Origin of the sequence: Streptomyces sp. NPDC019937, from assembly GCF_040631655.1 — a bacterium.
GTDB lineage: Bacteria > Actinomycetota > Actinomycetes > Streptomycetales > Streptomycetaceae > Streptomyces.
This window is the reverse complement of sequence record NZ_JBEYAL010000001.1, coordinates 299,143-321,645: the sequence shown is the minus strand read 5'-3', so window position 1 is coordinate 321,645 and position 22,503 is coordinate 299,143. Positions and strand designations below refer to the sequence as shown.

The following is a 22,503-nucleotide window of genomic DNA, read 5'->3' as shown; positions in this document are numbered from 1 at the left end:
GAGGACATGAGATGCCAGCTACGACGACCGTCGGCGAGGCCGCGCGTCCGGCCGTGGACGGGCCACCGGCCGTCGACGGGCCGCCACCGCTCCGGGCCGCGTCGCCGTCGTTCACCGTGCGGGTCGGCCGGACGGCGCTTCCCCCGCACGAGCCGCTGCGGCTGTACGCGGAACTCGGCGCCGAGCTGGGGCTGGACCAGGTCTTCCTCTTCGAGAGCCGGAACGGGCCCGAGGCGGACTGCCGCTCCGCGGTGGTGGGCTGCGGCCGGCTGGCCGAGGTGCGGGTCTTCGCCCGGCACATCGAGGTCGACGGTACGGAGCCGCTGCGGGACGCCCTGCTGGCCGTCTCCGAGCACAGCGGGATGACCGCGCCGGACGGCCCCCGGGGCGCCGCGCACCGGAGGGACTTCGACCGCTCCGAGCAGGTGTGGGAGCTGATGCGCCGGGCGCAGCGGCTGTTCGCCGTGGAGACGGACGTCCCCGGTGACGCGTACGCCTTCGGCTTCCTCACCACCCTGGGCTACGGGGCCGCCTGGCACATGGAACGGCTGCCGGAGCGCGACGCCGCCCGGGGCGGCCCCGACGCGACGTTCACCCTCTTCCGGGACACCGTCCGGTACGAGCTGGACGGCACGGGCGCGAGCCTGCTGAGCGCCGACTGCGCGGACTTCCCCGCCTCCGGCGCGCCCGCGGTCGCGGCGGCGGCCCGGGCGGCCGCCGCACCGGCCGGCGAGGGCCCGGTCTGCCCTCCGGCCCCGGCGCCGCGTGCGGTACGGGACAGTGTCTCGCGCGACACCTTCCTCGGCTGGGTGCGGCGGTGCCTGGAGCACATCCGGGTCGGGGACATCTACCAGATCCAGGTCGGCCACCGCATCGACGTGGAGACGGCGCTCACGCCGCTGGAGGTGTACCGCAGGCTGCGGTTCCGGAACCCTTCGCCCTATATGTACCTGTGCCCGCGGGCCGGGGGCATGCTGATCGGGGCCAGCCCCGAGCTGCTGTTCCGGACCGAGGGGGACGAGGTCGTCATGCGGCCCATCGCCGGGACGACGCGGCGCGGGCCGGTGCCGGAGGAGAACGAGCGGCGCGTCAAGGAGCTGCTGGCCAGCGTCAAGGAACAGGCCGAGCACATCATGCTCGTCGACCTGTGCCGGAACGACATCGCCAGGGTGAGCAGCCCGGGCTCGCTGGCCGTGGAGGGCGTGATGACGGTGGAGGCGTTCTCGCACGTCTTCCATCTCGTCTCGACCGTGACCGGCCGCCTGGAGCCGGACGCGGACGTCTGGCGGACGCTGTGCGCGACCTTCCCGGCGGGCACGATGACCGGCGCCCCGAAGCTGCGCGCCATGGAGATCATCGACGGCCTGGAGGAAGAGCCCCGGGGGATCTACGCCGGGGCGGTCGGCCTCGTCGATGTGCGCGGCTGGAGCGAACTCGCCCTGTGCATCCGCACGATCACCTACGACGGGCGCGGCTACGCCACGCAGAGTTCGGCGGGCATCGTCGCCCAGTCGACGGCCGAGGCGGAGTGGGACGAGACCCTGGCCAAGATGGGAGCCGCCTACTGGGCGCTGACCGGTGAGGAACTGGTGCCGTGAACGTCCTGCTGATCGACGCGTATGACAGCTTCGTCCACATCATCGACGCCTATCTGCGCACCCTGGGCGTCCATACGCACGTGGTCCGCTCCGGTACCCGCACCCCGGAGGAGCTGGACGCGCTCCGCCCGGACGCGGTCGTCCTGGGGCCCGGGCCCGGTCATCCGGCGGCGTCGGGTCACGTCGAACTCGTCCATCAGTTCGCGGGCCGGGTCCCGCTGCTCGGCGTCTGCCTGGGCCACCAGGCGATCGGCCTGGCCTTCGGCGGCCGGGTCGAGACGGCCGACCACCTGATGCACGGCAGGACCAGCATGGTGCGGCACGACGGCGAAGGGGTCTTCCGGGGCCTGACCGGTGCGACGGTGGCGACCCGTTACCACTCCCTGGTCGTCTCCCAGCCGCTGCCGGACGAGCTGGTGGTGACGGCCACCGCCACCGACGACGGCTATGTCATGGGGCTGCGGCATCGCACGCTGCCGGTCGAGGGGGTCCAGTTCCACCCGGAGAGCATCGCCACGGAGGGCGGGATGGACCTGTTCGAGAACTTCCTGTCCATCGCCGCCCGCTGACGGCGCGTACGGCCGTCAGCCGGCGCTCGCGGGCACCGGCCAGGCGTTCCGTACCTCGGCGTAGGCGTCGCCCAGCTCCCGCATCGCCTCCGCGATGCCCGACCGGGGCGGCGCCGTGTACCCCACGGCCAGGGCGGGGCCCGTCGGCCACGACGGGTCGTTGTACCGGCGCCCGCCCCTGACCAGGACGGATCTTCGCAGCGCCGCCGCGACCAGCGCGCCCTCGTCGACGTGGCGGGGCAGCCGCAGCCACACGTGGAGGCCGCCCGGGGACCCGGCGATCCGCGCCTCGGGCAGATGGCGGCGCACGGCCTGTTCCAGGGTGTCCCGGCGCCCCCGCAGCCGGGAGCGCTCGCGCCGCAGATGCCGGTCGAACAGCCCGGTGCGCAGCAGATCGGCGAAGGTGAGCTGGGTCAGGGTGTCGGAGCCCAGGTCCCGCTGGGCACGGGCCCGCTCCAGCGGGGCGACCAGCGGGGCCGGTACCGCGAGCCAGCCCAGCCGCAGACCGGGGGCGAGGGATTTGCTGGCGGTCCCGGCATAGACGACGCGCTCCGGCGCCAGGTGCTGCAGCGCCCCCGGGCGGGGGCCGTGGGCCAGCCAGAGGTCTCCGTCGTAGTCGTCCTCGATCACCCAGCCGTCCACGTCCTCGGCCCAGCGCACGAGCGCCGCGCGCCGCTCGGGGCTCAGGGTGACGCCCGTGGGGAACTGGTGGGACGGGGTCACCAGGGCCGCGCGCACCCCGGTCCTGGCCAGCGCGGCCACGTCGATGCCGTGTTCGTCCACCGGGACGGCGCACGGCATCAGCCCGGCCTCCCGCACGAACGTGCGCTGCCGGTGGTGGCAGGGCGACTCCACGCCGAGCCGGTCGATGCCCAGGCGTGGCAGCACGGCGCACAGCAGCCCGAGCGCCTGGGCGAAGCCGGAGACGACCATGACCTGGTCGGGTGTGGTCCATACGCCGTGCACCCGGCCGAGGTAGCGGGCCAGTTCGAGGCGCAGCTCGGCGACGCCGGAGAGCGGCGGGTAGTCCAGGCCCCGGCGCCCGGCGGTCCGCAGGGCGCTCTGGTAGGAGGAGAGCCACTCGCGGTGCGGGAAGTTCGCCGTGCCGGCGGCGCTGGGGCGCAGGTCCCAGCGCACCGCGGGGACGTGCCCGTCGTCGGCGAGGGTGGCGCTCGTGGTGCCCCGGGCGGCGTGCGGAACCACTCGGGTGCCCGAGCCCTGGACCGCCTCCAGATAGCCCTCGGCGATGAGCTGGCCGTAGGCCTCCACCACCACGCTGCGGGACACACCGAGGTCTTCGGCGAGGCGGCGGCTGGAGGGCAGCCGGGTGCCCGGGTGCAGAACTCCCGCCCCGATCTCCTTTCGTATTCTCCACTGGATCTGGACCGTCAGGGGGACCTCGGATTTCCGGGACACGTCGATCAGGGCGTGCAGTGCCATCTGGTTTCTTTCTCCCGTGAAGTGGACTGGATTCACTCGCGCCTACTGGTCTGGCAGGTCCTTCTCACTGCGCCGCACACTGATTCCGGGAATACGCGAGCCAGTTGTCCAAAGGGAAGCCTCCAAAGGGAAGCGTCCGAAGGGAATCGACAGTGACTGCGGAAAAGCACAGACGCACCTGGTCCGGGCTGCTGGCGGCGCTTTTGGCCGGCGAGGATCTGACGACGGCGGACTCCGCCTGGGCGCTGGATCAGGTGATGCGCGGGCTGACGACTCCCGCGCAACTCGCGGGCCTGCTGGTCGGCTTGCGCGCCAAGGGCGAGACGGCCGACGAGATCGCGGGGTTCGTCCGGACCATGGAGGCGCACGCCGTCCCCCTCGACGTTCCCGGCCCGGCCCTGGACATCGTGGGCACCGGTGGCGACGGGGCGAACACCGTCAACATCTCCACCATGGCGGCCATCGTCGCGGCGGGCGCCGGGGCGCGGGTGGTCAAGCACGGCAACCGCTCGGCGTCCTCGGCCTGTGGCTCCGCCGATGTGCTCGAACGGCTCGGTGTCCGGCTCGACCTGCCGGTCGACCGGGTGGCCCAGCTGGCCGAGGAGGTCGGCATCACGTTCTGTTTCGCCCCGCTGTTCCACCCGGCCATGCGGCAGGCGTCGGCCACCCGGCGCGAGCTGGGGGTCCCGACCGTCTTCAACGCGCTCGGCCCGCTGACCAATCCCGCGTCGCCCGCCGCCCGGGCGGTCGGGGTGGCCGATCCCCGGCTGGCCCCGCTGGTGGCCGAGGTGCTGGCCCGGCGCGGTGTCTCCGCCCTCGTCTTCCGGGGCGACGACGGGCTCGACGAGCTGACGGTCACCACTACCTCCAAGGTCTGGTCGGTCGTCGGAGGACGGGTCAGGGCCGAGGAGTTCGACCCCGCCGACATCGGCATCGACCACGCGGCACCGGACGCGCTGCGCGGCGGTGACGCCGCGCACAACGCCGAGGTGGCGCGCGAAGTGTTCGCGGGCGCCCGCGGCCCGGTCCGGGACGCGGTGCTGCTGTCGGCCGCCGCGGGTCTCGCGGCGCTCGACCCCGTCGACCGGCCGGTGGCGGAACGGCTGGTCGCCGGGGTCAGGCTGGGCGCCCGGGCCATCGACTCGGGAGCGGCAGCACACGTCCTGGAACGCTGGGCCGCCGTCACCGCGAAGCTGGCCGCGACGCCCTGACGGGCGGTGGCGGTCAGCCCCCGGCGGCCCGGCCCGCGCGGACCATACGGGCCACCGCGTCCGCCGGGCTGCCGTCCTTGACGAGCGTCTCCCCCACCAGGACGGCGTCCGCGCCCCAGCCGGCACAGGCCGCCACGTCCTCGGGGCCCCGGATGCCGGACTCCGCGACCCGGACCAGATCGTCGGGGACGCGGTGGGCCAGCCGCGGGAAGAGCGTGCGGTCGATGGTCAGGGTCTTCAGATCGCGCGCGTTGATCCCGATCACCGGAGCCCCGGCGGCCACCGCCCGGTCGGCCTCCTCGGCGTCGTGCACCTCGACCAGCGGGGTCAGTCCCACCTCACCGGCCAGCTTCACCAGGGAGACGAGGTCCCGCTGGTGCAGGGCGGCCACGATGAGCAGCAGCAGATCCGCACCGTGCGCGCGGGCCTCCCACACCTGGTAGGGCGTGACGACGAAGTCCTTGCGCAGCACCGGTACGCGGACCCGGGCCCGCACCGCGTCGAGGTCGGCGAGCGAACCGCCGAACCGCCGCTCCTCGGTGAGCACGCTGATCGCCGCCGCGCCACCGGCCTCGTACCCGGCGGCGAGTCCGGCCGGGTCCCCGATCCGGGCCAGCCTGCCCTTGGACGGGCTGGCCCGCTTGATCTCGGCGATGACCCGCACTCCCGCCGGGTGGCGCAGCGCCGCCACGCCGTCCAGGGCGGGCGGCGCGGACGCCACCCGGTCCCGCAGCGCGCCGAGGCTCACCCGGGCCCTGCGCGCCTCGACGTCCGCGCGAACTCCCCGGACGATGTCCTGGAGCACGTTCTTCCCGGTCACCGGTTCTCTCCCGTTCCGCATCCGTGGTGGCGTCCGTTTCTCGTCCGTGACGGCGTCATACGAGGGTCGAGGGCCGGAGGCCGCGGGCCCGGACTTCGCCTCCGGCATCCGTGAGCAGCCGGGGTTCGCCGTCCTGCGTGTAGTCGCGCATGCGGTGGACGGCGGAGCGTATGGCGGCCCGTACCGCCTCGTCCTGTGCCGCGTCGATGCCCACCCCCCAGAAGGCGCGGGGGCCGCAGCCGATCTCGCAGTAGGCGGCGCGTTCGTCGCGGCCGCCCATCGGGCCCTGGACGGTCACCTCCTGAACGTGGCCTTCGAGGCCATGGGCGTCGAGGGCCGTGCGCGCGAGGGCGAACCACTGCTCGACGCCGCCCGTCGCGGCCGCGGCGGCCGACGGCGGGCAGGGGTCCGGCAGGGACTCGCCGCGCCCGGGCAGGACGTACCGCTCCTGGAAGGCCGCCCACAGCTCCGGCGCCGTGATCTCGCCGCCCGCGCGCTCGCAGATCTTCTGCATGACGGCGGCGAAGTCGATCTGCAGCCGGCGGGGCGGCTCCAGCCCGTACCCGGTGCGCAGGAGATGGACGATGCCGCCCTTGCCGGACTGGGTGTTGATCCTGATCAGCGCCTGATAGTCGCGGCCGATGTCGCGGGGGTCGATGGGCAGGTACGGTACGTCCCACCGCTCCTGGGACGACTCCTGGCGGGCCTTGAGCCCCTTGGCGATGGCGTCCTGGTGGGTGCCGGCGAACGAGGTGTAGACGAAGTCGCCGGCCCACGGGTGGCGGGCGGGTACGGGCATGCGGGTGCACTCCTCGGCCACCCGGCGGATCCCGTCGATGTCGCTGAGGTCCACCATCGGGTCGATGCCCTGGGAGAACAGGTTCATGGCGAGGGTGACGAGGCAGACGTTGCCCGTGCGCTCGCCGTTGCCGAAGAGGGTGCCCTCCACGCGGTCGGCGCCCGCCAGGACCGCCATTTCGGCGGCGGCGACGCCGGAGCCCCGGTCGTTGTGCGGATGGGCGGAGAGCAGGGTCCGGTCGCGGTGGGCGAGGTTGCGGCTCATGTATTCGATGCGGTCGGCGTACTCCTGGGGCGGGAAGACCTCGACCGTCGCCGGGAGATTGATCCGGAACGTGTGCCGGGCCCGCGGTGCCCAGAAGTCGAGCACGCTGTTGCAGACGTCGAGCGCGAAGTCGGGCTCCGTCTGGGTGTAGGACTCCGGCGCGTACTGGAGGAACAGCTCGGTGCCGGGCAGGGACTCCTGGAACGCCAGCAGCTGTTCGGCCCCGTCGAGGGCCATCCGGCGCGTCTGCTCGCGGTCGGCGCGGAACACGACCCGGCGCTGGACCTCCGAGGTGGGGTTGAAGATCTGGACGACGGCGCGGGGCGCGCCTTCCAGTGCCTTGACGGTGCGCCCGATGAAGTCGCCGCGGATGGGCGCCATCACCTGGATGACGACGTCGTCGGGGATGGCGTCGGTGTCGATGAGATGCCGGAGGAAGTCGTGGTCGTCCTGCGAGGACGTCGGATATCCCACCTCGATCTCTTTGAAGCCGAGGGACACCAGCAGGTCGAACATCCGGCGCTTGCGGACGACGTCCATGGGCTCGATGAGGGCCTGGTTCCCGTCCCGCAGATCGACGCTGCACCACAGCGGGGCCCGCTCCGCGCGGCGCCCGGGCCAGGTACGGTCCTCCAGCCCGATCGGCTCGTACGGGAGGTACTTCCCCAACGGCATCCGGCTCGGCCGTTGCAGACCACGGTCCGCTCCGGCCGGACGGTGCCCTGCGTCCGTCGGTGATGCGTCCATTGCTCCTCCGTACCCGTCCGCGCGGACGAGCCGCCAGGACGATGGGATGTGGGTGGCTGAATGCGGGAGGTGAGTGGCTGAATGCCAGGAAGACGAGCCGGACTTCTGGGCGTCGGCGAGCGGTCAATTCGACCCGGGGCCTCGCTCCAGAAATGCTCCGGAGGGATGTCGGAACAGGTACAGATTGCCGCTCGTCGGGCGGGAGTTGCCAGACGTTTAAGGCGACGCGAAATGAGCCTGGCCGGGCGGCCGGTTCCTTCTCGGCAGCGGGCTGCCCTCACGCGGTGCAGTGAACTGCACCGCCCTTGGGGTGCCTGCCCCACTGCCGGCGCCGGCCGCGGTGCGCACAATGGAATCCATCGGACGAACGAGTCTGCCGATGGGCCAGGGCCGTGCGAGGGGGCGATCAGATGCGTTCAGCCAAGGAAAAAGGACACACCATCCGACGGATCGGCAGAATGCGCGGCGCGGCCATGCTGTCCGTATCGGCCGTCGGGGCCATGATTCTCACCACCGCGGCCTGCGACTCGACACAGAAGGCGGCGGATCGCGGGGAATTGTGCGTGAAGATTGTGAAGCTCACGCTCTTCAATCCGTTTCCGAAGGACGCCGAGAAGGCCGAGCGCGATGTCCAGAAGCGTGCCGACGAGCTCGACCGGCTCGGTGACGACGCGACGGACGACACGCTGCGTAAGGTCATCGAGTCCACCGCCGATTCGCTGCGCGAGGCCAAGCCGAAGGACCATGGCCCGCGTACCGTGTTCGGTTATCTGAAAGAGCAGAACGACCGGCTGTCGGACCTGCGGAAGACCTGCCTCGACTACAAAGACTTCTGATGTCCCGGCCATCCTGACACCACAGCCGTCCGCCCTCCGGGCGGGCTCTCCCAAGCTGGACGCCTCGGGTCAATCCCCCGTCTCCCGAGGCGTCCTGCTCACTTCAGGAAAGCCGGCCGGCCCCGCCCCCGGTGCACGGGGGCGGGGCCGCCACGCGCCGAGCGGTCATGGCGTCCTCGCCGGCATCCGCCAGCCGCGCTCCGGGGTCACGGGGTAGAACAGGGTGGGGATTCCGTCGTCCGGGGACGGGCCCAGGACCCGCGGTGAGCGGGACGTGAGGAAGAGCGAGGGGGAGAGCAGCAGCCCCCGGGTGTCGAGCTCCAGGTCCTCATCATGCGGCGTGGGGACCTCCAGCACCGGGAACGACCAGCGAATCGACGGGTGCAGGGTGCTGAGCAGCCCCTCCGGCCCGTGCGTGAGCGCGATGTCCCGGCGCGTGGCCCGGTCGGCCTCCAGGAACCGGTCGATGTGCTCGCGGTACGGGGCCACCGCGATCCGGTGGAATTCACGGACGTCCCTGACCAATTGGGGCTCGGGGCCACACCGGTCGGCGTCACCGCCCAGAGGGGAACAGGCGCGCTGCACGATCTGGTCCATGTCCGGAAAGGGCCGTATGGTTCTGGCCACGGTGACGAGATCCCTCACCGCGCGATGGCGGGCCACTCTCTTGCGCCACCGCCTGAAGGTCCACCCGCCGGCATCGCGCCCCAGCATCTCCAGGGCGAACAGAGCCTCACGAAATTGGTCTGATTCGGTCAGTATGCGCGTCATCGGCACACCACCGGACGCAAAACGGATACGCCGCATTTTTCCCCCATCGAAACCTGCTCAGCCGCCCGGCTTCCCTCGGCCGCCACGTCCCATCAGGCGCATCGGGTTGAAGGCAATGCCACGAGGCGGCTTGAAGACGAGTGGCCCCTCTGAGGCGCTTGCGGCTCCTCCAGTTTCAGGGGTCACTCAACTACCCCTACCTTACGGCGCGTTCGCCCCCTCGAATAGTGGAGTACCCGCCCACAGCCGGGTGCAGCTAACTGCACCCGACGGGCCGGCAGGGCCCCTTGTTCGCGGAATGTTCACGCCGGTGAGGTGGTCGCGAGGCATGCGCCGATCCGCTCGGGAGTGGCTCCGGCAAGAGCGTCGACGATGAGGCCGCCCTGGAGGAGGATCACCGCGTCGGCCCGGGCCGCGGCGACACTGTCGGCGGTCACCATCACGACAGCGGTCCCCATGGAGTCCGACACGCGGCGCAGCAGCTGGGCCAGCTCCCTCGACTCATCGGCCGGGCGGAGCCCCGCGGGCTCGTCGATCAGGAGCAGATCCGGGTCGTGGGCGAGCGACCGCGCGATGACGAGGTGACGGGCCTGCGCGGCGGGCAGTTCCCCGATCGTCGCGCGGCGGTGCGTCCACAGGCCGGTCGTCTTGTAGAGCCTCCGCAGCCCGGCGGCGCCGAGGCGCCTGGCGTTCCCCTCCACGTAGTCGGTCACCCGGTCAGTGGACAGGGGCTCGTCGGCGGGGTGGGCGAGGTCGGCCAGAATCGCGGCGCCGGGCTCCCCGGCGCTCCGCCGCACCGTTCCGGAGGTGGGTTCGAGGTCCCCGGCCAGGCAGCGCAGCACAGTGGTCTTCCCGGAGCCGGGACTTCCCATGACCGCGAGGAAGCGGCCGGGCCGCACGCCGAGGCTCACACCCCGCAGCGCGTGCACACGGCCGGCCCCCTCGCCGAAGCTCATCGCGACGTCGTCCAGAGAGAGAACCATGGGCTCGGGACGCATGCCCTCGGCTGATTCCACGTCAAACATGTCTCACACTTCCCCAGAACAGCCAAGTGCCGTCCCTGAGGGAGCGTAGCCGCAGAAGCGTCCTCATCTCACCAGTGACGCGGGGCGCGTCGGTACTGGTGCGGGTGTGCTACGGAAAAAGAGGGGGCGCCGAGCGGACGCGATGCCGACCCGGCGTCCCATCCGGTGAGTGCCCGGGGACAGCACACAGGCGGCCGTCCGCGCAGGAGGACAGTGGCTGGGGGATCACCACTGCCTCGTACGCGACGTGCCGCCTGCGGAGGGGGCGCCCGGGGTCGGCTGGGGAGTCGCCGGCCCCGACGGGATGACGGGAGCTACGTCAGGCTGAGCGTCACGTTGATGACGACGCCCACAGCCACGATGGCCAGCAACACCCATGGCCACAACCGACGTTCCTTTTGGGGCTGCCATTGAGACATCGTGTTTCCTGTTCGCCGTGAGGAATGAAGAGCCGCACGACCCGATGGTTGGGCCAGCTGCTCAGCGAGCCTAACGCCGGGGAAGTCGCGCCGTCAGTCAAGCTCCCTGCAGTCCACGGGTGCAGTTCTCTGCACCCGCCCCCGCCGTCTCCCGCCCGCGCACCGGGCTTCGACCAGGGCTATTTGGCGCCCGCGAAAAGACGTAGCGACCCCGGTCGCGGCCCGGCAGGGTAACCCTCACCAAGGAGAGCGCGCTCAGGGAGATGGGGAGTTTCCCCGAGCGCCCCCGGACAAGTCGGCATGCCGGATTCCGTTTTTTGACGGCTCCGGCACGTCACCAAGTCACCGTTTGCCGCCGAGACGGCGAAGAGCCGCCGATGACGGTATTGGGGGAAGGTTTCGCAGATGAGCACCACATCAGAACCCCGCAGAATATCCGTATTCGACACCACGCTCCGGGACGGCGAGCAGGCACCCGGAAATGCCATGACGGCGGAGCAGAAGCTCGAAGTGGCGCTGGCGATCGAGAGCCTGGGCGTCGACGTCATCGAAACCGGGTTCCCGGCCGCCTCGCACACGGACTTCAAGGCGACCCGGATGATGTCCGAGCAGCTGAAGGGCGCCCGGCTCGCCTCGTTCTGCCGGTCGGTGCCCAAGGACGTGGAGGTCGCCGTCGAGGCGGGCGGCACCGAGCGGCACCAGATCCAGCTCCTGGTCACCGGCAGCGACCTGCACCTGGAGCACAAGCGCGGCATCACCCGCGAGCAGGCGTACTCCGAGGTGCGGACGGCCGTCAAGGTCGCCAAGGAGCTGGGCGTCACCGACATCTCCATCGGCATCGAGGACGCCAGCCGGGGCGAGCACGACCTGCTCCGCGGCTACTGCGAGATCGCCACGGAAGCGGGCGCCACCACACTCGCGCTGGGCGAGACCTCCGGGTGCATGGTGCCCGGCGAGTTCGCCGACCTCACGCACGCCGTGCGCCAGTGGATCCCCGCGAGCACCACGCTGTCCATCCACTGCCACGACGACTTCGGCCTCGCCGTCGCCAACACGCTCGCGGGCCTCGAGGCCGGTGCCGACGAGATGCAGGTGACGCTCGGCGGGATCGGCGAGCGCGCCGGAAACGCGGCCCTGGAGGAACTCGCCGCCGTCCTGCTGTACAAGGCGGAGCACTACGGCTTCACGACCGCGATCAGGACCGAGCGGCTGTACGCGGCGTACCAGGTGCTGACGCGGGCGATTTCGATGCGGACGCCGCGCAACAAGGCCATCTTCGGCGCGTACTCCTTCGCCACCCAGGCCGGGATCCACCAGGCCGGGATGCTGGCGCGCCCGGAGACGTACGAATACCTCGAGCCCACCCGGGTGGGCCGTGAGCGTTCGATGCTGGTCGGCCGCCACTCCGGCCGTGGCATCCTGGCGCATCTGCTCGACCAGCTCGACGTGCCCGCCACGCCCGAGCTGCTGGACGAGCTGTACCACGAGTACATCGCCAGCCGCTCCGGTGGCGAGTGCGACGAGCTGCACGTGGTACGGGCGAGCCTGGCCGAACGCTTCGCCCAGCCGGCCGGGGCGGGCGCGCGATGACCACCACTCCGAGCGGCGCCCCCACCACCCTCGCCGAAAAGCTGTGGGACAGCCATGTCGTGCACCGCGCCGATGGCGAGCCCGACCTGCTCTACATCGACCTGCACCTGACCCACGAGGCCACCTCCCCGCAGGCGTTCGACGGCCTCCGGCTCGCGGAGCGCACCGTACGGCGCCCGGAGCTGACCGTCGCGCTGGAGGACCACAACGTCCCCACGGACTCGACGGTGATCGCGGACCCGGTCAGCCGGACCCAGATCGACACCCTGCGGCGCAACTGCGAGACCTACGGGGTGGAGCTGTACCAGCTCGGCCACCGGCGGCAGGGCATCGTGCACGTGGTCGGCCCGCAGCTGGGGCTCGTACAACCCGGCATGGCGATCGTCTGCGGCGACAGCCACACCTCCACGCACGGTGCCTTCGGGGCGCTCGCCTTCGGCATCGGCACCAGCGATGTCGAGCACGTGCTGGCCACCCAGTGCCTGTCCATCGGGCGGCCCAGGACCATGGCGGTGGAGTTCACCGGTGAACTGCCCTCGGGTGTGGGCGCCAAGGACCTGGTCCTCGCCCTGATCGCGCAGATCGGGGCCAACGGTGCCCAGGGCCACATCATCGAATACCGCGGCGCGGCGGTCCGGGCGCTGTCCATGGAAGCCCGCATGACGCTGTGCAACATGAGCATCGAGGCGGGCGCCCGGGCCGGACTGGTGGCTCCCGACGAGACCACCTTCGCCTATCTCGAAGGGCGTCCGCACGCACCGCGCGGCGCCGACCGGGAAGCCGCCCTCGCCCACTGGCGGACGCTGCGCACCGACGACGGCGCCACCTTCGACCGGACCGTCGAACTGGATGTGTCGGGTCTAAGCCCGCTGGTGACCTGGGGCACCAACCCCAGCCAGACGGTGCCGCTGAGCGAGCGGGTGCCCGCGCCCGAGGCCTTCACCGACCAGGTGGAGCGGGCGGCGGCCGAGCAGGCCCTGGCGTACATGGACCTGAAGCCGGGCACCCCGCTGCGCGAGGTCCCCATCGACGTGGTCTTCCTCGGCTCGTGCACCAACGGCCGCATCGAGGACCTGCGCGCCGCCGCCGATGTGCTGCGCGGCCGCAAGGTGGCCGACTCCACCCGGCTGCTCGTCGTCCCCGGCTCCATGCAGGTGCGCGAGCAGGCCGAGGAGGAGGGCCTGCACAAGGTGTTCGCCGACGCGGGCGCCGAGTGGCGGCTGCCCGGCTGCTCGATGTGCCTGGGCATGAACACCGACCGCCTCACCGGGCCGCAGCGTTCGGCTTCCACCTCCAACCGCAACTACGAAGGCCGGCAGGGCGCCACCGCCCGCACCCACTTGGTGTCGCCGGTGGTCGCCGCCGCGACCGCGGTGGCCGGACGTCTGTCGGCCCCGGCCGACCTGGGATGAGAGAAGGTCCATGCAACCCCTGATCACACACACCGGGCGGGCGGTGGCCCTGCGCCGCGACGACATCGACACCGACCAGATCGTCCCGGCCGAGTACTGCAAGCGGGTCGTGAAGAGCGGCTACGAGGACGCCCTGTTCGCCCGCTGGCGCGAGGACCCCGCCTTCTTCCTCAACCGTCCGGAGCACTCGGGCGCGACCGTCCTGCTCGCGGGCCGCAACTTCGGCATCGGCAGCTCGCGGGAGCACGCGGTGTGGGCCCTGAAGGACGGCGGCTTCGTCGCCGTCGTGGCCACCGGCTTCGGTGACATCTTCCGCCGCAACGCCATGAACAACGGCCTGGTCCCGGTCGACCAGCCGCTGGAGGTGGTCCAGGAGCTGATGCGGGAGGCCGAGCGCGACCCGTCGTTCACGGTCACCGTCGACCTCGAGGAGCTGCAGCTGCGGGCCGGGGACCGGGCCTTCGGCTTCGAGGTCGATCAGCGCGCCCGCGAACTGCTGCTGCAGGGCCTGGACACCATCGAGCTGACGCTGCGGCGCGGCACCCTGATCGACGCGTACGAGCGGCGGCGCCCGTCGTGGCTGCCGACCATCCCCCGCGGGTCGGCGGCCGGGTTCGCCGCCGCCGAGGGAGCACGATGACCGCGGTGCCACCGCCCGCTGCCGGCCCGGCCGGCCACCCGCTCGGCGCGGAACGTGTGCGCCAACTGCCCGCGGGTGGCCTGGCCGGGCTGCTCATGGAGGCCACCGGCGGCGATGTGGTGAACCTCGCCGTCGGCACCCCCGGGTGGCCCACCACCCCGCCCGAGCTGGTCAAACAGGCCGTCCACGCCCTTCAGGAGGGCGTCCACCAGTACGAGGACCCGGCCGGGAACACGCCGCTGCGCGAGTGGATCGCCCACTCCCTGCCCGGCCGCCCCGACCCCCGTACGGAGCTGACGGTCACCGCGGGCGCCAGCGAGGCGCTCGCGGTGGCCCTGCTGGCCTGTGTCGACCCCGGTGACGAGGTGATCGTCCTGGAGCCGTTCTACGAGAACTTCCTCAGCGCCATCGCGCTGGCCGGCGGCGTACCCCGGGTCGTGTCGGCCGACGGCCCCGACTGGGCCCTGGACCCGGCGGCGCTCACCGCCGCGTTCGGCCCGCGCACCAGGGCCATCGTCATCAACAGCCCGTCCAACCCCACCGGGCGGCTGCTGACCGGCGAGGAACTGGACCTGATCGCCGAGTTGTGCGCGAGGTGGGACGTGGTCGCCGTCTCCGACGAGGTCTACGCGAGTTACGTCTACGACGGCGCACCGCACCGCTCGGCGGCCGAGGTCCCGGGCCTCGCCGACCGGAGCATCGTGCTGGGCAGCTTCTCCAAGAGCCATTCCGTCAGCGGGTGGCGGCTGGGGTACATGCGCGCGCCCGAACCGTGGACGCGGCTGCTGCGCCAGGTGCACGTGGCCACCACCGGCGGGGCCGCGTCGCCCCTGCAGCACGCCCTCGCGCACGGCGGCCCGGCCCTGGCGGACGGCTGGGACCCGGCCGGGTCGATGCGGCCGCTGCGCGACCACGCGGTGCGGATGCTCACCGCGGCCGGCTTCGACTGCGCCGTGCCCCAGGGCGGGGTCTATGTGATGGCCGGGATCGGTGGCCTCACCCAGGCGCCGAGTCCCCGGTTCGTCCGCGAGCTGGCCCAGCGGACCGGGGTGCTGCTGGCCCCGGCCACCCCGTTCTTCGCCGAGGGCCGGCGCGGTGCCCGGTATGTGCGGGTCGCCTTCAACCGCCCCGAGGCCACCATCCTCGAAGCCCACCGGCGCCTGAACGGCGGCCCGGCACCATCCGCGAAACAGAGGAGTACGTTCCCATGACCGCTGCGATCCACCTGGACACCGAGCCCCGGCACGGCGGCCTGGTGTGCGAGGTGTCCAGCCCGGACCGCCCCGCGCTGACCGAACTGGGCGTCCAGCACGGCCCGTTCATCCGCGAACGCGTCGTCGGGCACGGCGCCGCGCTCTTGAGCGGATACCAGTGGGCCGGCTGGGACGACCTGGACGCCTTCGTCAAGCACGTCGTGAGCGCGCCACTGGACTACACCGAGCGCTCCTCGCCCCGCACCGAGCTGCACCCCGGTGTGTTCACGGCGACGGACCACCCGCCGACCGAGGAGATCTTCCTTCACACCGAGCAGTCCTACAACCTCAACGTCCCGCGCTATCTGTTCTTCTTCTGCAAGCAGGGCGCCCCCGAGGGCGGGGCCAGCCGGCTCGCCGACTGCCGGGCCATCCACGACGCCCTGCCGCGCGAGATCGTCGAGCGGTTCGACAAGGAGGGCTACCTCCTGGTGCGCAACTTCCTGCCCGGTCTCGGACTGTCCTGGCAGGAGGCGTTCGCCACCGAGGACCGGGACCAGGTGCGCCGCTACTGCGCGGACAACGGCATCGAGGTCGAGTGGCTGGCCGAGGACCACGTCCAGACCCGGCAGGTGCGCTGGGCGGTGGCCACGCATCCGGAGACCGGGGTGAAGTCCTGGTTCAACCACATGACGTTCTTCAACTCCAGCGCGCTGAAGAAGGACCTGGCCGAGCTGCTGCTGGAGGAGTACGGCCCCTGGGGCATCCCGACGAACACCTTCCACGCCGACGGCTCGGAGATCGAGCAGGACGTCATGGACGAGCTGCACGCCGCCTACCGCGGACACGAGCTGGACGTGCACGCCCGGAACGGTGACGTGCTGATCGTGGACAACCTGAGCGTGGCGCACGGCAGGGCCCCGTTCGTGCCGCCCCGCGAGCTGTTCGTGAGCATGGCCGACGCGCTGTCCTGGGCGCGGCTGCGCCCCGTGGAGCGGACCGCGCTGCCCGGTGGCGGCTCGGCAGTGCGCGGTGACTGAGCGGGCCGGGGCGGGTACGGCGCGGGACAGCGGACGGACGGCAAAGGCTCCGCTCCGTCCGCTGTCCCGCAACCGTGCGTACAACCTGCTGTGGAGCAGCAACGTGCTCTCGCAGCTGGGCTCCCAGGCCACGTTGTTCGCCTATCCGCTGCTGGTGCTGGCCATGACGGGGTCGGTGTTCCAGGCGTCGCTGGTGGAGTTCGCCGTCGCCGCCTCCCGGATGGCGGCGGGGCTGCCCGCCGGCGCGCTGACGGACCGTATGCCGCGCAAGCGGGTGCTGCTGGTCTCCGAGATGGCCCGGGCCCTGGCGCTGGGGGCGCTGGCGGTCGCCATCGCCGCCGGGTGGGCCCCGCTCGCCCTGATCCTGGCGGTGGCCGTGGTCGAGGGCGTGGCCACCGCGCTGTTCAGCGTCGCCGACCAGGCGTTGTTGCCCCAGGTCGTGCCCCGGTCCCAGCTGTCGTCGGCGGTGGCGCGCAACACCGCGCGCTACCACGTCGCCACGATCGTGGGCCCCGGCCTCGGCGGGGTGCTCTACAACGTGGCGCGGGTGCTGCCGTTCGGCGCGCAGGCGGTGACCTCGCTGGCCGCGTTCGGCACGCTGCTGTTCCTGCGGACCCCCGAGGAGCGGGAGCGGAGCGCCCCCGACGACGCCCAGGGCCTGTGGCGCAGCACGGTGACGGGCCTGCGCTGGCTGTGCGCGAACCGTCTGCTGCGGGTCACCGTCGGTCTCACCATGGGCTTCAACGCGGTCTTCAGCGGGCTGCTGCTGGTGGCCATCGGCCTGGCGCAGCAGGACGGAGCCGGGTCCCAGGTCGGGGCGATCGGGGCGCTGACGGGTGCCGGTGGCGTGCTGGGCGCCCTTGCCGCGCCCCGGCTGCGGCTGCGGCTGTCGACGTATTCCGCGGTGACGCTGCTGACGTGGGGGGCGACCGTACTGGTACCGCTCCTCGCGGTGCTGCCCGCCGGGTACGTGCACGGGGCGGTGCTCGGCTGTGTGGTCTTCCTCGCGCCGACCGCGTCGGCGATCATCACCACCCACCAGATGCTGATCACGCCGGATGAGATGCGCGGCAGGCTGGCCGGTGCGATCGGGGTGAGCCTGGGCGCGGCCTCCGCCCTGGGGCCGGTGGCGGGCGGGGCGCTGCTGGAGTTCTCCGGGCCGACGGTCACGGTGCTGGCGGCCACGGCGGTCCTGGCGCTGCTGGCCCTGCGGGCCACCGTCAGCGGTGCCATCCGCGCCCACTCCGACGGCGGCGCGGGCGGAGCCCAGGGGGAATGATTCGTCAACCAGCGCTTTTCGTGGTCGGCTTAAGGACGCTGCCCTCCCGAAATCGCTGATGCTAGTTTCAGGCTGTCTGCCACTCGTCACGGAAAGAAAAGCGGAGGGGGATTCCGTGGTGTCATCGGAGCTTGTCGCCCATTTTCACCGTACGGCGATGGAATTCGGCGTCTCCCGCGCCCAGTTCGCCCTGTTCGACGGCGGGGAAATACAGGTGGCGCACGTCGGCGGACCGGAGACGGCGGCGCTGCGCTTTCCCTTCGCCTCCGTCACCAAGCTGTTCACCGCGACCGTGGCCCTGCAGCTCGTCGGCGACGGCGATGTCGAACTGGACGCTCCGCTGGGCCAGTACGGCGAGGAGTTCGCCGCCGCGCCGAACGGGCTGGGGGCGGCGGTGACCGCGCGGCACCTCCTGAGCCACACCGGCGGCCTGGTGTGCGACCTGGACGACGGGGAGCCGAGCCTGCGCGGCTATGTGGCCGCCGCCGGAAAGCCGGCCCTGCTCTTCCCGCCCGGCAGCGCCTTCTCCTACTCCAACACCGGCTTCGCGCTCGCCGGCCGGCTGATCGAGTCGGTGACCGGCACCCCCTGGCGCGAGGCCATGGACTCCTTCCTGCTGCATCCGCTGGGCATCACCCCCGCCTATGTGCCGGGCCCGGGGCCCTCGGTGCCAGGACCTGCGATCGCCTCCGGCCACGCGGTCACCGCCGCGGGGGCCGTACCGCTGGAGCCCCGGGTGCCCGCGGCCCTGGCCCCGGCGGCGGCGCTGGCCGGGACCGCCGAGGACCTGGTGGCCTTCGCCCGGCTGCACACCGAGGCGCGCGACCGGGCGCTCGACGCGCTGCTCGACGACGACGGCGCGGCGGCGATGCGGCGCCCGGCGCCGGGCGCCGAGCCGTACGGGCTCGCCGACGGCTGGGGGCTGGGCTGGGCCCGGTACGGCCGCGGGGACCGGCCCTGGCTCGGGCTGGACGCCATGGGCGCGGGCACCACCTGCAACCTGCGGGTGCGTCCGCAGGACGGCACCGTCCTGGCCCTGGTCACCGACTCCACGGCGGGGCTGGCGCTGTGGCGCGGCCTCACCGACCGGCTCCGCGCCGAGGGCACGGACGTCGGCCCGGCCCCGGACGCGGCCGTGGAAGCCCGGCCGCGTCCGGCGGCGGTCCCCGCGGCCGCCGAGGACCGGGTGGGCACCTGGGTCAACGGCACCCTGGAGTACCGCGTCACCGGCGGCACGACCGGCGCGCCGCTCCACCTCGAAGACGACACCGGGGCGCGCTACCGCCTCGACGTCGACGACCACGGCGTCTTCCGCGCCCATCGCACCGATGTCCCCGAAGCACCCTACGCGGGCCGGTTCCTGAACCGCCCGGATCTCACAAACGGCCCCCTCATGCAGTTCGCCGGACGCGTGCTGCGCAAAGAGACGCCGTAACAGGAACACGCCGGTCAATTCCCGGCAACAGACCGCTGAGTTTCCCCATACGGAGGCTGCCCGCCTTCTCGGACGACTTTTCGCTGGAGTATGGAAGTGACAGGAACCAACGGCATCCGGCGGGTTTCCTCCCCGTCGCAGTCACTGGATTCACCGGATTCACCGAAAACTCCGGTAGCGGCCACGGAAGGCGACGGGCTGTCACCGGTCCAGCGTCGGCTGTGGTTCCTGAACCGTCTCCAGGAGTCCGGTGCCGGGGAGACCCTGGCCCGCGCCACGCGGCTGACCGGGGCCCTCGACCCCGCCGCGCTCAGGGACGCGCTGGGCGACCTGCTGGCCCGGCACGATCTGCTGCGTACCGTCCTCACCGAACACGAAGGCCGCTGCCGCCCCGAACGGCGCCCCGCGCACGAGCCGTTCGCCACGCTGGCCGTCCGCGCCACCGACGCGGACACGCTCGACGAGGAGCTGGCCGGGGCGGCGGGCCGCCGCTTCGACCTGACCCGTGACATCCCGCTGCGCGCCGAGGTGTTCTCCGTCGCCCCCGGCGCCCACGTCCTGCTGCTGGTGCTGCACCGGGTGGCGGGGGACGAGGCGTCCTGGCGGCCCCTGCTGGGCGACCTGGCCGCCGCCTACGCCGTACGCGCCCGTGGCGGGCGCCCGGCGGACGGGGAGCGGCCCGCGCAGTACGCGCGGTCGGCGGCCCGGCAGGCCGGTGTCCTCGGCACCGCCGAGCGCCCCTCCGCGGTGGCCGCGGCCGAACTGGAGTTCTGGCGCGACACGCTGGCCGGGGCGCCGGAACAGCTCCAGCTCCCGGCGGACCGCACCCGTCCGGCCGTCGCCACGTATGCCGGCGCCCGGCTCCGGCTGCGCCTGGACGCCCGGCGCCACCGGGCCGTCGCGGCACTGGCCGAGCGCACCGGCACCGATGTGTTCGCCGTGCTGCACGCCGCGCTCGCCGCCACCCTCGGCCGCTTCGCCGCGACCCGCGACCTCACGCTGGGCACCACCGTCAGCACCCGCGCACGCTCGGAACCGGACGTGGTGGGCCCGCTGGAGAACACCGTGGTGCTGCGCACCGCCGTGCCGGACGGGGCGAGTTTCACGGAGCTGGTGGGCACCTGCGCGGCCACGGCCGCCGCCGCCCGCGCCCACGGCGAACTGCCCTTCCCGTGGCTGCTGGAGGCGGTGCGACCGGACCGGGCGCTGAACCGGCACCCGCTGTGCCAGGTCGTCCTCGACGTCGCCGCGCCGGTGCCCGCCCCGGACACCTTCGGCGATCTGGCGGCGCACACCTGGGACGTGCCCGCCCCCCGCTCGCCGTACGACCTGCACATCCGGGCGGTGCCGGAGGAGCGGGACGGCGCCTCGCGCGGCATGGACATCCTGGTCGACTACAGCCGCGAACTGTTCGACGAGCCGACCGCGCGCCGCATGGCCGAGGCCGTCCTGCGGCTGCTGGCCGACGCCACCGACGCCCCCGAGCGGGCGCTCGACGCCTTCGACATCCTGGACGACGCCGAGCGCGACCGCCTGCTGACGCGGTGGAACGCCACCGCGCGGCCGGTGCCGGACAGCACGGTCGCCGACCTCTTCGAGGCCCGGGCGCGCGCCTGCCCCGACACGCCGGCCGTGGTGTACGGGGGCCGCACCACCAGCTACGCGGAGCTGGACGCCCGCGCCAACCGCATCGCCCGGGCGCTGGCGCTGCGGGGCGCGGCCCCCGGCGCGTTCGTCGGCCTCGTCCTCCCGCGCGGCACCGACCTGGTGGCCTCCCTGCTCGCGGTGGCCAAGACCGGAGCGGCGTATCTGCCCATCGACCCGGAGTACCCGGCCGAGCGCATCGCCTACGCCCTGTCGGACACCGGGCCCGTCACCGTCGTCACCGACACCCGCACCGCTGGACGGCTGTCCGCGAGCGGGGCCGCCACCCTCGTACTGGACGACGCGGACACCGCGCGGGAACTGGCCGCGCTGCCGGACACCGCGCCGGTCGAGGCGGGGCGCCGCACCCTGGGCGGCGCCGACCAGGCCGCGTACGTCATCTACACCTCCGGCTCGACCGGCAGGCCCAAGGGCGTGGTCGTCGGCAGGCGAGCGCTGGCCAACTTCCTGTCCTCGATGGGCGAACTGCTGCCGCTCACCCCCGCCGACGTGTGGACGGCGGTCACCACGATCGCCTTCGACATCGCCGCCCTGGAGCTGTACCTCCCCCTGACCCGCGGGGCCACCCTGGTCCTCGCCGACCAGGACACCGTCCGCGACCCACAGGCCCTCGCGGAGCTGATCACCGCCACCGGCACCACCGTCATGCAGGCCACCCCCAGCCTGTGGCACGCGCTGTGCGAGCAGCAGCCGCAGGCCGTACGGGGACTGCGGATGGCCGTCGGCGGTGAGGCGCTGCCCAGCGCGCTTGCCGCAACCATGCGGGAGCTGGGCGCCGAGGCCGTCAACCTCTACGGCCCGACGGAGACCACGATCTGGTCCACCGCCGCGCGGCTGGAGCGCCGACCGGGCGCTCCGGCCATCGGCAAGCCCATCGCCAACACCCGGATCTACGTGCTGGACGCCGCGCTGCGGCCGGTGCCCACCGGCGTGGCCGGTGACCTGTACATCGGCGGGACCGGGCTCGCCCACGGCTACCAGGGCCGCCCCGGCCTCACCGCCGAGCGCTTCGTGGCCGACCCCTGGTCGGGCGAGCGGGGGGCGCGGCTGTACCGCACGGGCGACGTGGCCCGCTGGGCCGCCGACGGCAACCTGGAGTTCCTGGGCCGCAGTGACCACCAGGTCAAGGTCCGCGGCTTCCGCATCGAACTCGGCGAGATCGAGACGGTGCTGGAGCGCCACGCCGACGTGGCCAAGGCCGTGGTGGTGGCCAAGGAGATCCGTCCGGGCGATGTGCGGCTGCTGGCGTACACCGTCCCGGCCGCCGGCCGGCGTCCGGAACCCTCCCGGCTGCGGGAACACGTCGCGGCCACGCTGCCCGACTACATGGTCCCGGCCGTGGTCGTGCTCCTGGCGGAGCTGCCACTGACCCCCAACGGCAAGGCCGACCGCGCCGCGCTGCCGGTGCCCGCCCTGGAACCGGCCGCCACCCGGCGCGCGCCCCGCGTGGCCCGCGAGGAGCAGCTGCACGACCTGTTCTGCGAGGTGCTGGGCGTCGACCGGATCGGCATCGACGACAGCTTCTTCGACCTGGGCGGGCACTCCCTGCTCGCCACCCGCCTGGTCAGCCGCGTCCGGGCGGTCCTGGACAGCGAGGTGTCGGTACGGACGCTGTTCGAGGCCCCCACCGTGGCCGCGCTCGCCCAGCGCCTGGGCGGTCCCCCCGCCGGGGGGGGGGCCGGGGGGGGGGGCCCCCCCCCGCCCCCCCCCCCCGGGGGAGGACACCCCCCGGGGGGGGTGGGGCACCCGA

General features: G+C 72.8%; 17 protein-coding genes. 12 read left to right on the top strand and 5 right to left on the bottom strand.

Features of this window, described 5'->3' with window-relative positions:
• Nucleotides 1-11 precede the first annotated feature (11 nt).
• Nucleotides 12-1,598 (top strand): anthranilate synthase component I family protein, encoded by a 1,587-nt coding sequence (locus ABZ562_RS01260; RefSeq protein WP_361472218.1) that lies wholly within the window; start codon nt 12-14, stop codon nt 1,596-1,598.
• A complete protein-coding gene (locus ABZ562_RS01255; protein ID WP_361472215.1) occupies nt 1,595-2,167 on the top strand; it encodes an aminodeoxychorismate/anthranilate synthase component II in 573 nt (190 codons plus the stop codon). Before ABZ562_RS01260 ends, ABZ562_RS01255 begins: the two co-directional genes overlap by 4 nt.
• A gap of 15 nt (nt 2,168-2,182) precedes the next feature.
• Here ABZ562_RS01255 and ABZ562_RS01250 read toward each other — a convergent pair whose 3' ends face one another.
• Nucleotides 2,183-3,607, bottom strand: a complete 1,425-nt coding sequence (locus tag ABZ562_RS01250; protein WP_361472212.1) for a PLP-dependent aminotransferase family protein — start codon at nt 3,605-3,607, stop codon at nt 2,183-2,185.
• Between the two features lie 152 nt (nt 3,608-3,759).
• On the opposite strand from ABZ562_RS01250, the gene trpD reads away from it, so the two are divergent.
• Nucleotides 3,760-4,818, top strand: a complete 1,059-nt coding sequence (trpD, locus tag ABZ562_RS01245) for an anthranilate phosphoribosyltransferase (RefSeq protein ID WP_361472209.1) — start codon at nt 3,760-3,762, stop codon at nt 4,816-4,818.
• A gap of 13 nt (nt 4,819-4,831) precedes the next feature.
• On the opposite strand, the gene trpC is transcribed toward trpD, so the two are convergent.
• Nucleotides 4,832-5,638, bottom strand: a complete 807-nt coding sequence (trpC, locus tag ABZ562_RS01240) for an indole-3-glycerol phosphate synthase TrpC (protein ID WP_361472206.1) — start codon at nt 5,636-5,638, stop codon at nt 4,832-4,834.
• 55 nt (nt 5,639-5,693) lie between these two features.
• Complete coding sequence (locus tag ABZ562_RS01235; protein WP_361472204.1) at nt 5,694-7,448, bottom strand: 2-isopropylmalate synthase; 1,755 nt, start codon at nt 7,446-7,448, stop codon at nt 5,694-5,696.
• Nucleotides 7,449-7,858: 410 nt separating this feature from the next.
• Here ABZ562_RS01235 and ABZ562_RS01230 point away from each other — a divergent pair, with 410 nt between their 5' ends.
• Nucleotides 7,859-8,284 (top strand): hypothetical protein, encoded by a 426-nt coding sequence (locus tag ABZ562_RS01230; protein ID WP_361472201.1) that lies wholly within the window; start codon nt 7,859-7,861, stop codon nt 8,282-8,284.
• A 165-nt stretch (nt 8,285-8,449) separates the two neighbouring features.
• Here the strand turns inward: ABZ562_RS01230 and ABZ562_RS01225 are convergent, their stop codons facing one another.
• The gene (locus ABZ562_RS01225; RefSeq protein WP_361472199.1) at nt 8,450-8,911 is read right to left on the bottom strand and encodes a hypothetical protein; all 462 of its coding nucleotides are present in this window, start codon (nt 8,909-8,911) and stop codon (nt 8,450-8,452) included.
• Between the two features lie 446 nt (nt 8,912-9,357).
• On the bottom strand, nt 9,358-10,080 hold the full coding sequence (locus ABZ562_RS01220; RefSeq protein WP_361472196.1) for an ATP-binding cassette domain-containing protein: 723 nt from the start codon (nt 10,078-10,080) through the stop codon (nt 9,358-9,360).
• Between the two features lie 824 nt (nt 10,081-10,904).
• Here ABZ562_RS01220 and ABZ562_RS01215 point away from each other — a divergent pair.
• The 8 genes from ABZ562_RS01215 to ABZ562_RS01180 form a co-directional block, all read left to right on the top strand.
• Nucleotides 10,905-12,089, top strand: coding sequence for a pyruvate carboxyltransferase (locus ABZ562_RS01215; RefSeq protein ID WP_361472193.1), 1,185 nt, complete (start codon nt 10,905-10,907; stop codon nt 12,087-12,089).
• A complete protein-coding gene (leuC, locus tag ABZ562_RS01210) occupies nt 12,086-13,501 on the top strand; it encodes a 3-isopropylmalate dehydratase large subunit (RefSeq protein WP_361472190.1) in 1,416 nt (471 codons plus the stop codon). The genes ABZ562_RS01215 and leuC overlap by 4 nt, the downstream gene beginning before the upstream one ends.
• A gap of 10 nt (nt 13,502-13,511) precedes the next feature.
• Nucleotides 13,512-14,141 (top strand): 3-isopropylmalate dehydratase small subunit, encoded by a 630-nt coding sequence (gene leuD, locus ABZ562_RS01205; RefSeq protein ID WP_361472187.1) that lies wholly within the window; start codon nt 13,512-13,514, stop codon nt 14,139-14,141.
• A complete protein-coding gene (locus ABZ562_RS01200; RefSeq protein ID WP_361472184.1) occupies nt 14,138-15,352 on the top strand; it encodes a pyridoxal phosphate-dependent aminotransferase in 1,215 nt (404 codons plus the stop codon). The genes leuD and ABZ562_RS01200 overlap by 4 nt, the downstream gene beginning before the upstream one ends.
• Nucleotides 15,349-16,374, top strand: a complete 1,026-nt coding sequence (locus ABZ562_RS01195) for a TauD/TfdA family dioxygenase (RefSeq protein ID WP_361472181.1) — start codon at nt 15,349-15,351, stop codon at nt 16,372-16,374. Before ABZ562_RS01200 ends, ABZ562_RS01195 begins: the two co-directional genes overlap by 4 nt.
• A complete protein-coding gene (locus tag ABZ562_RS01190) occupies nt 16,367-17,653 on the top strand; it encodes an MFS transporter (RefSeq protein ID WP_361472178.1) in 1,287 nt (428 codons plus the stop codon). Before ABZ562_RS01195 ends, ABZ562_RS01190 begins: the two co-directional genes overlap by 8 nt.
• Before the next feature lie 157 nt (nt 17,654-17,810).
• Nucleotides 17,811-19,088 carry a serine hydrolase domain-containing protein gene (locus ABZ562_RS01185; protein ID WP_361472175.1) on the top strand — a complete coding sequence of 426 codons (1,278 nt, stop codon included), beginning with the start codon at nt 17,811-17,813 and terminating at the stop codon, nt 19,086-19,088.
• A gap of 96 nt (nt 19,089-19,184) precedes the next feature.
• The coding region (locus tag ABZ562_RS01180; protein WP_361472172.1) for an amino acid adenylation domain-containing protein at nt 19,185-22,503 on the top strand (3,319 nt) is incomplete at its 3' end.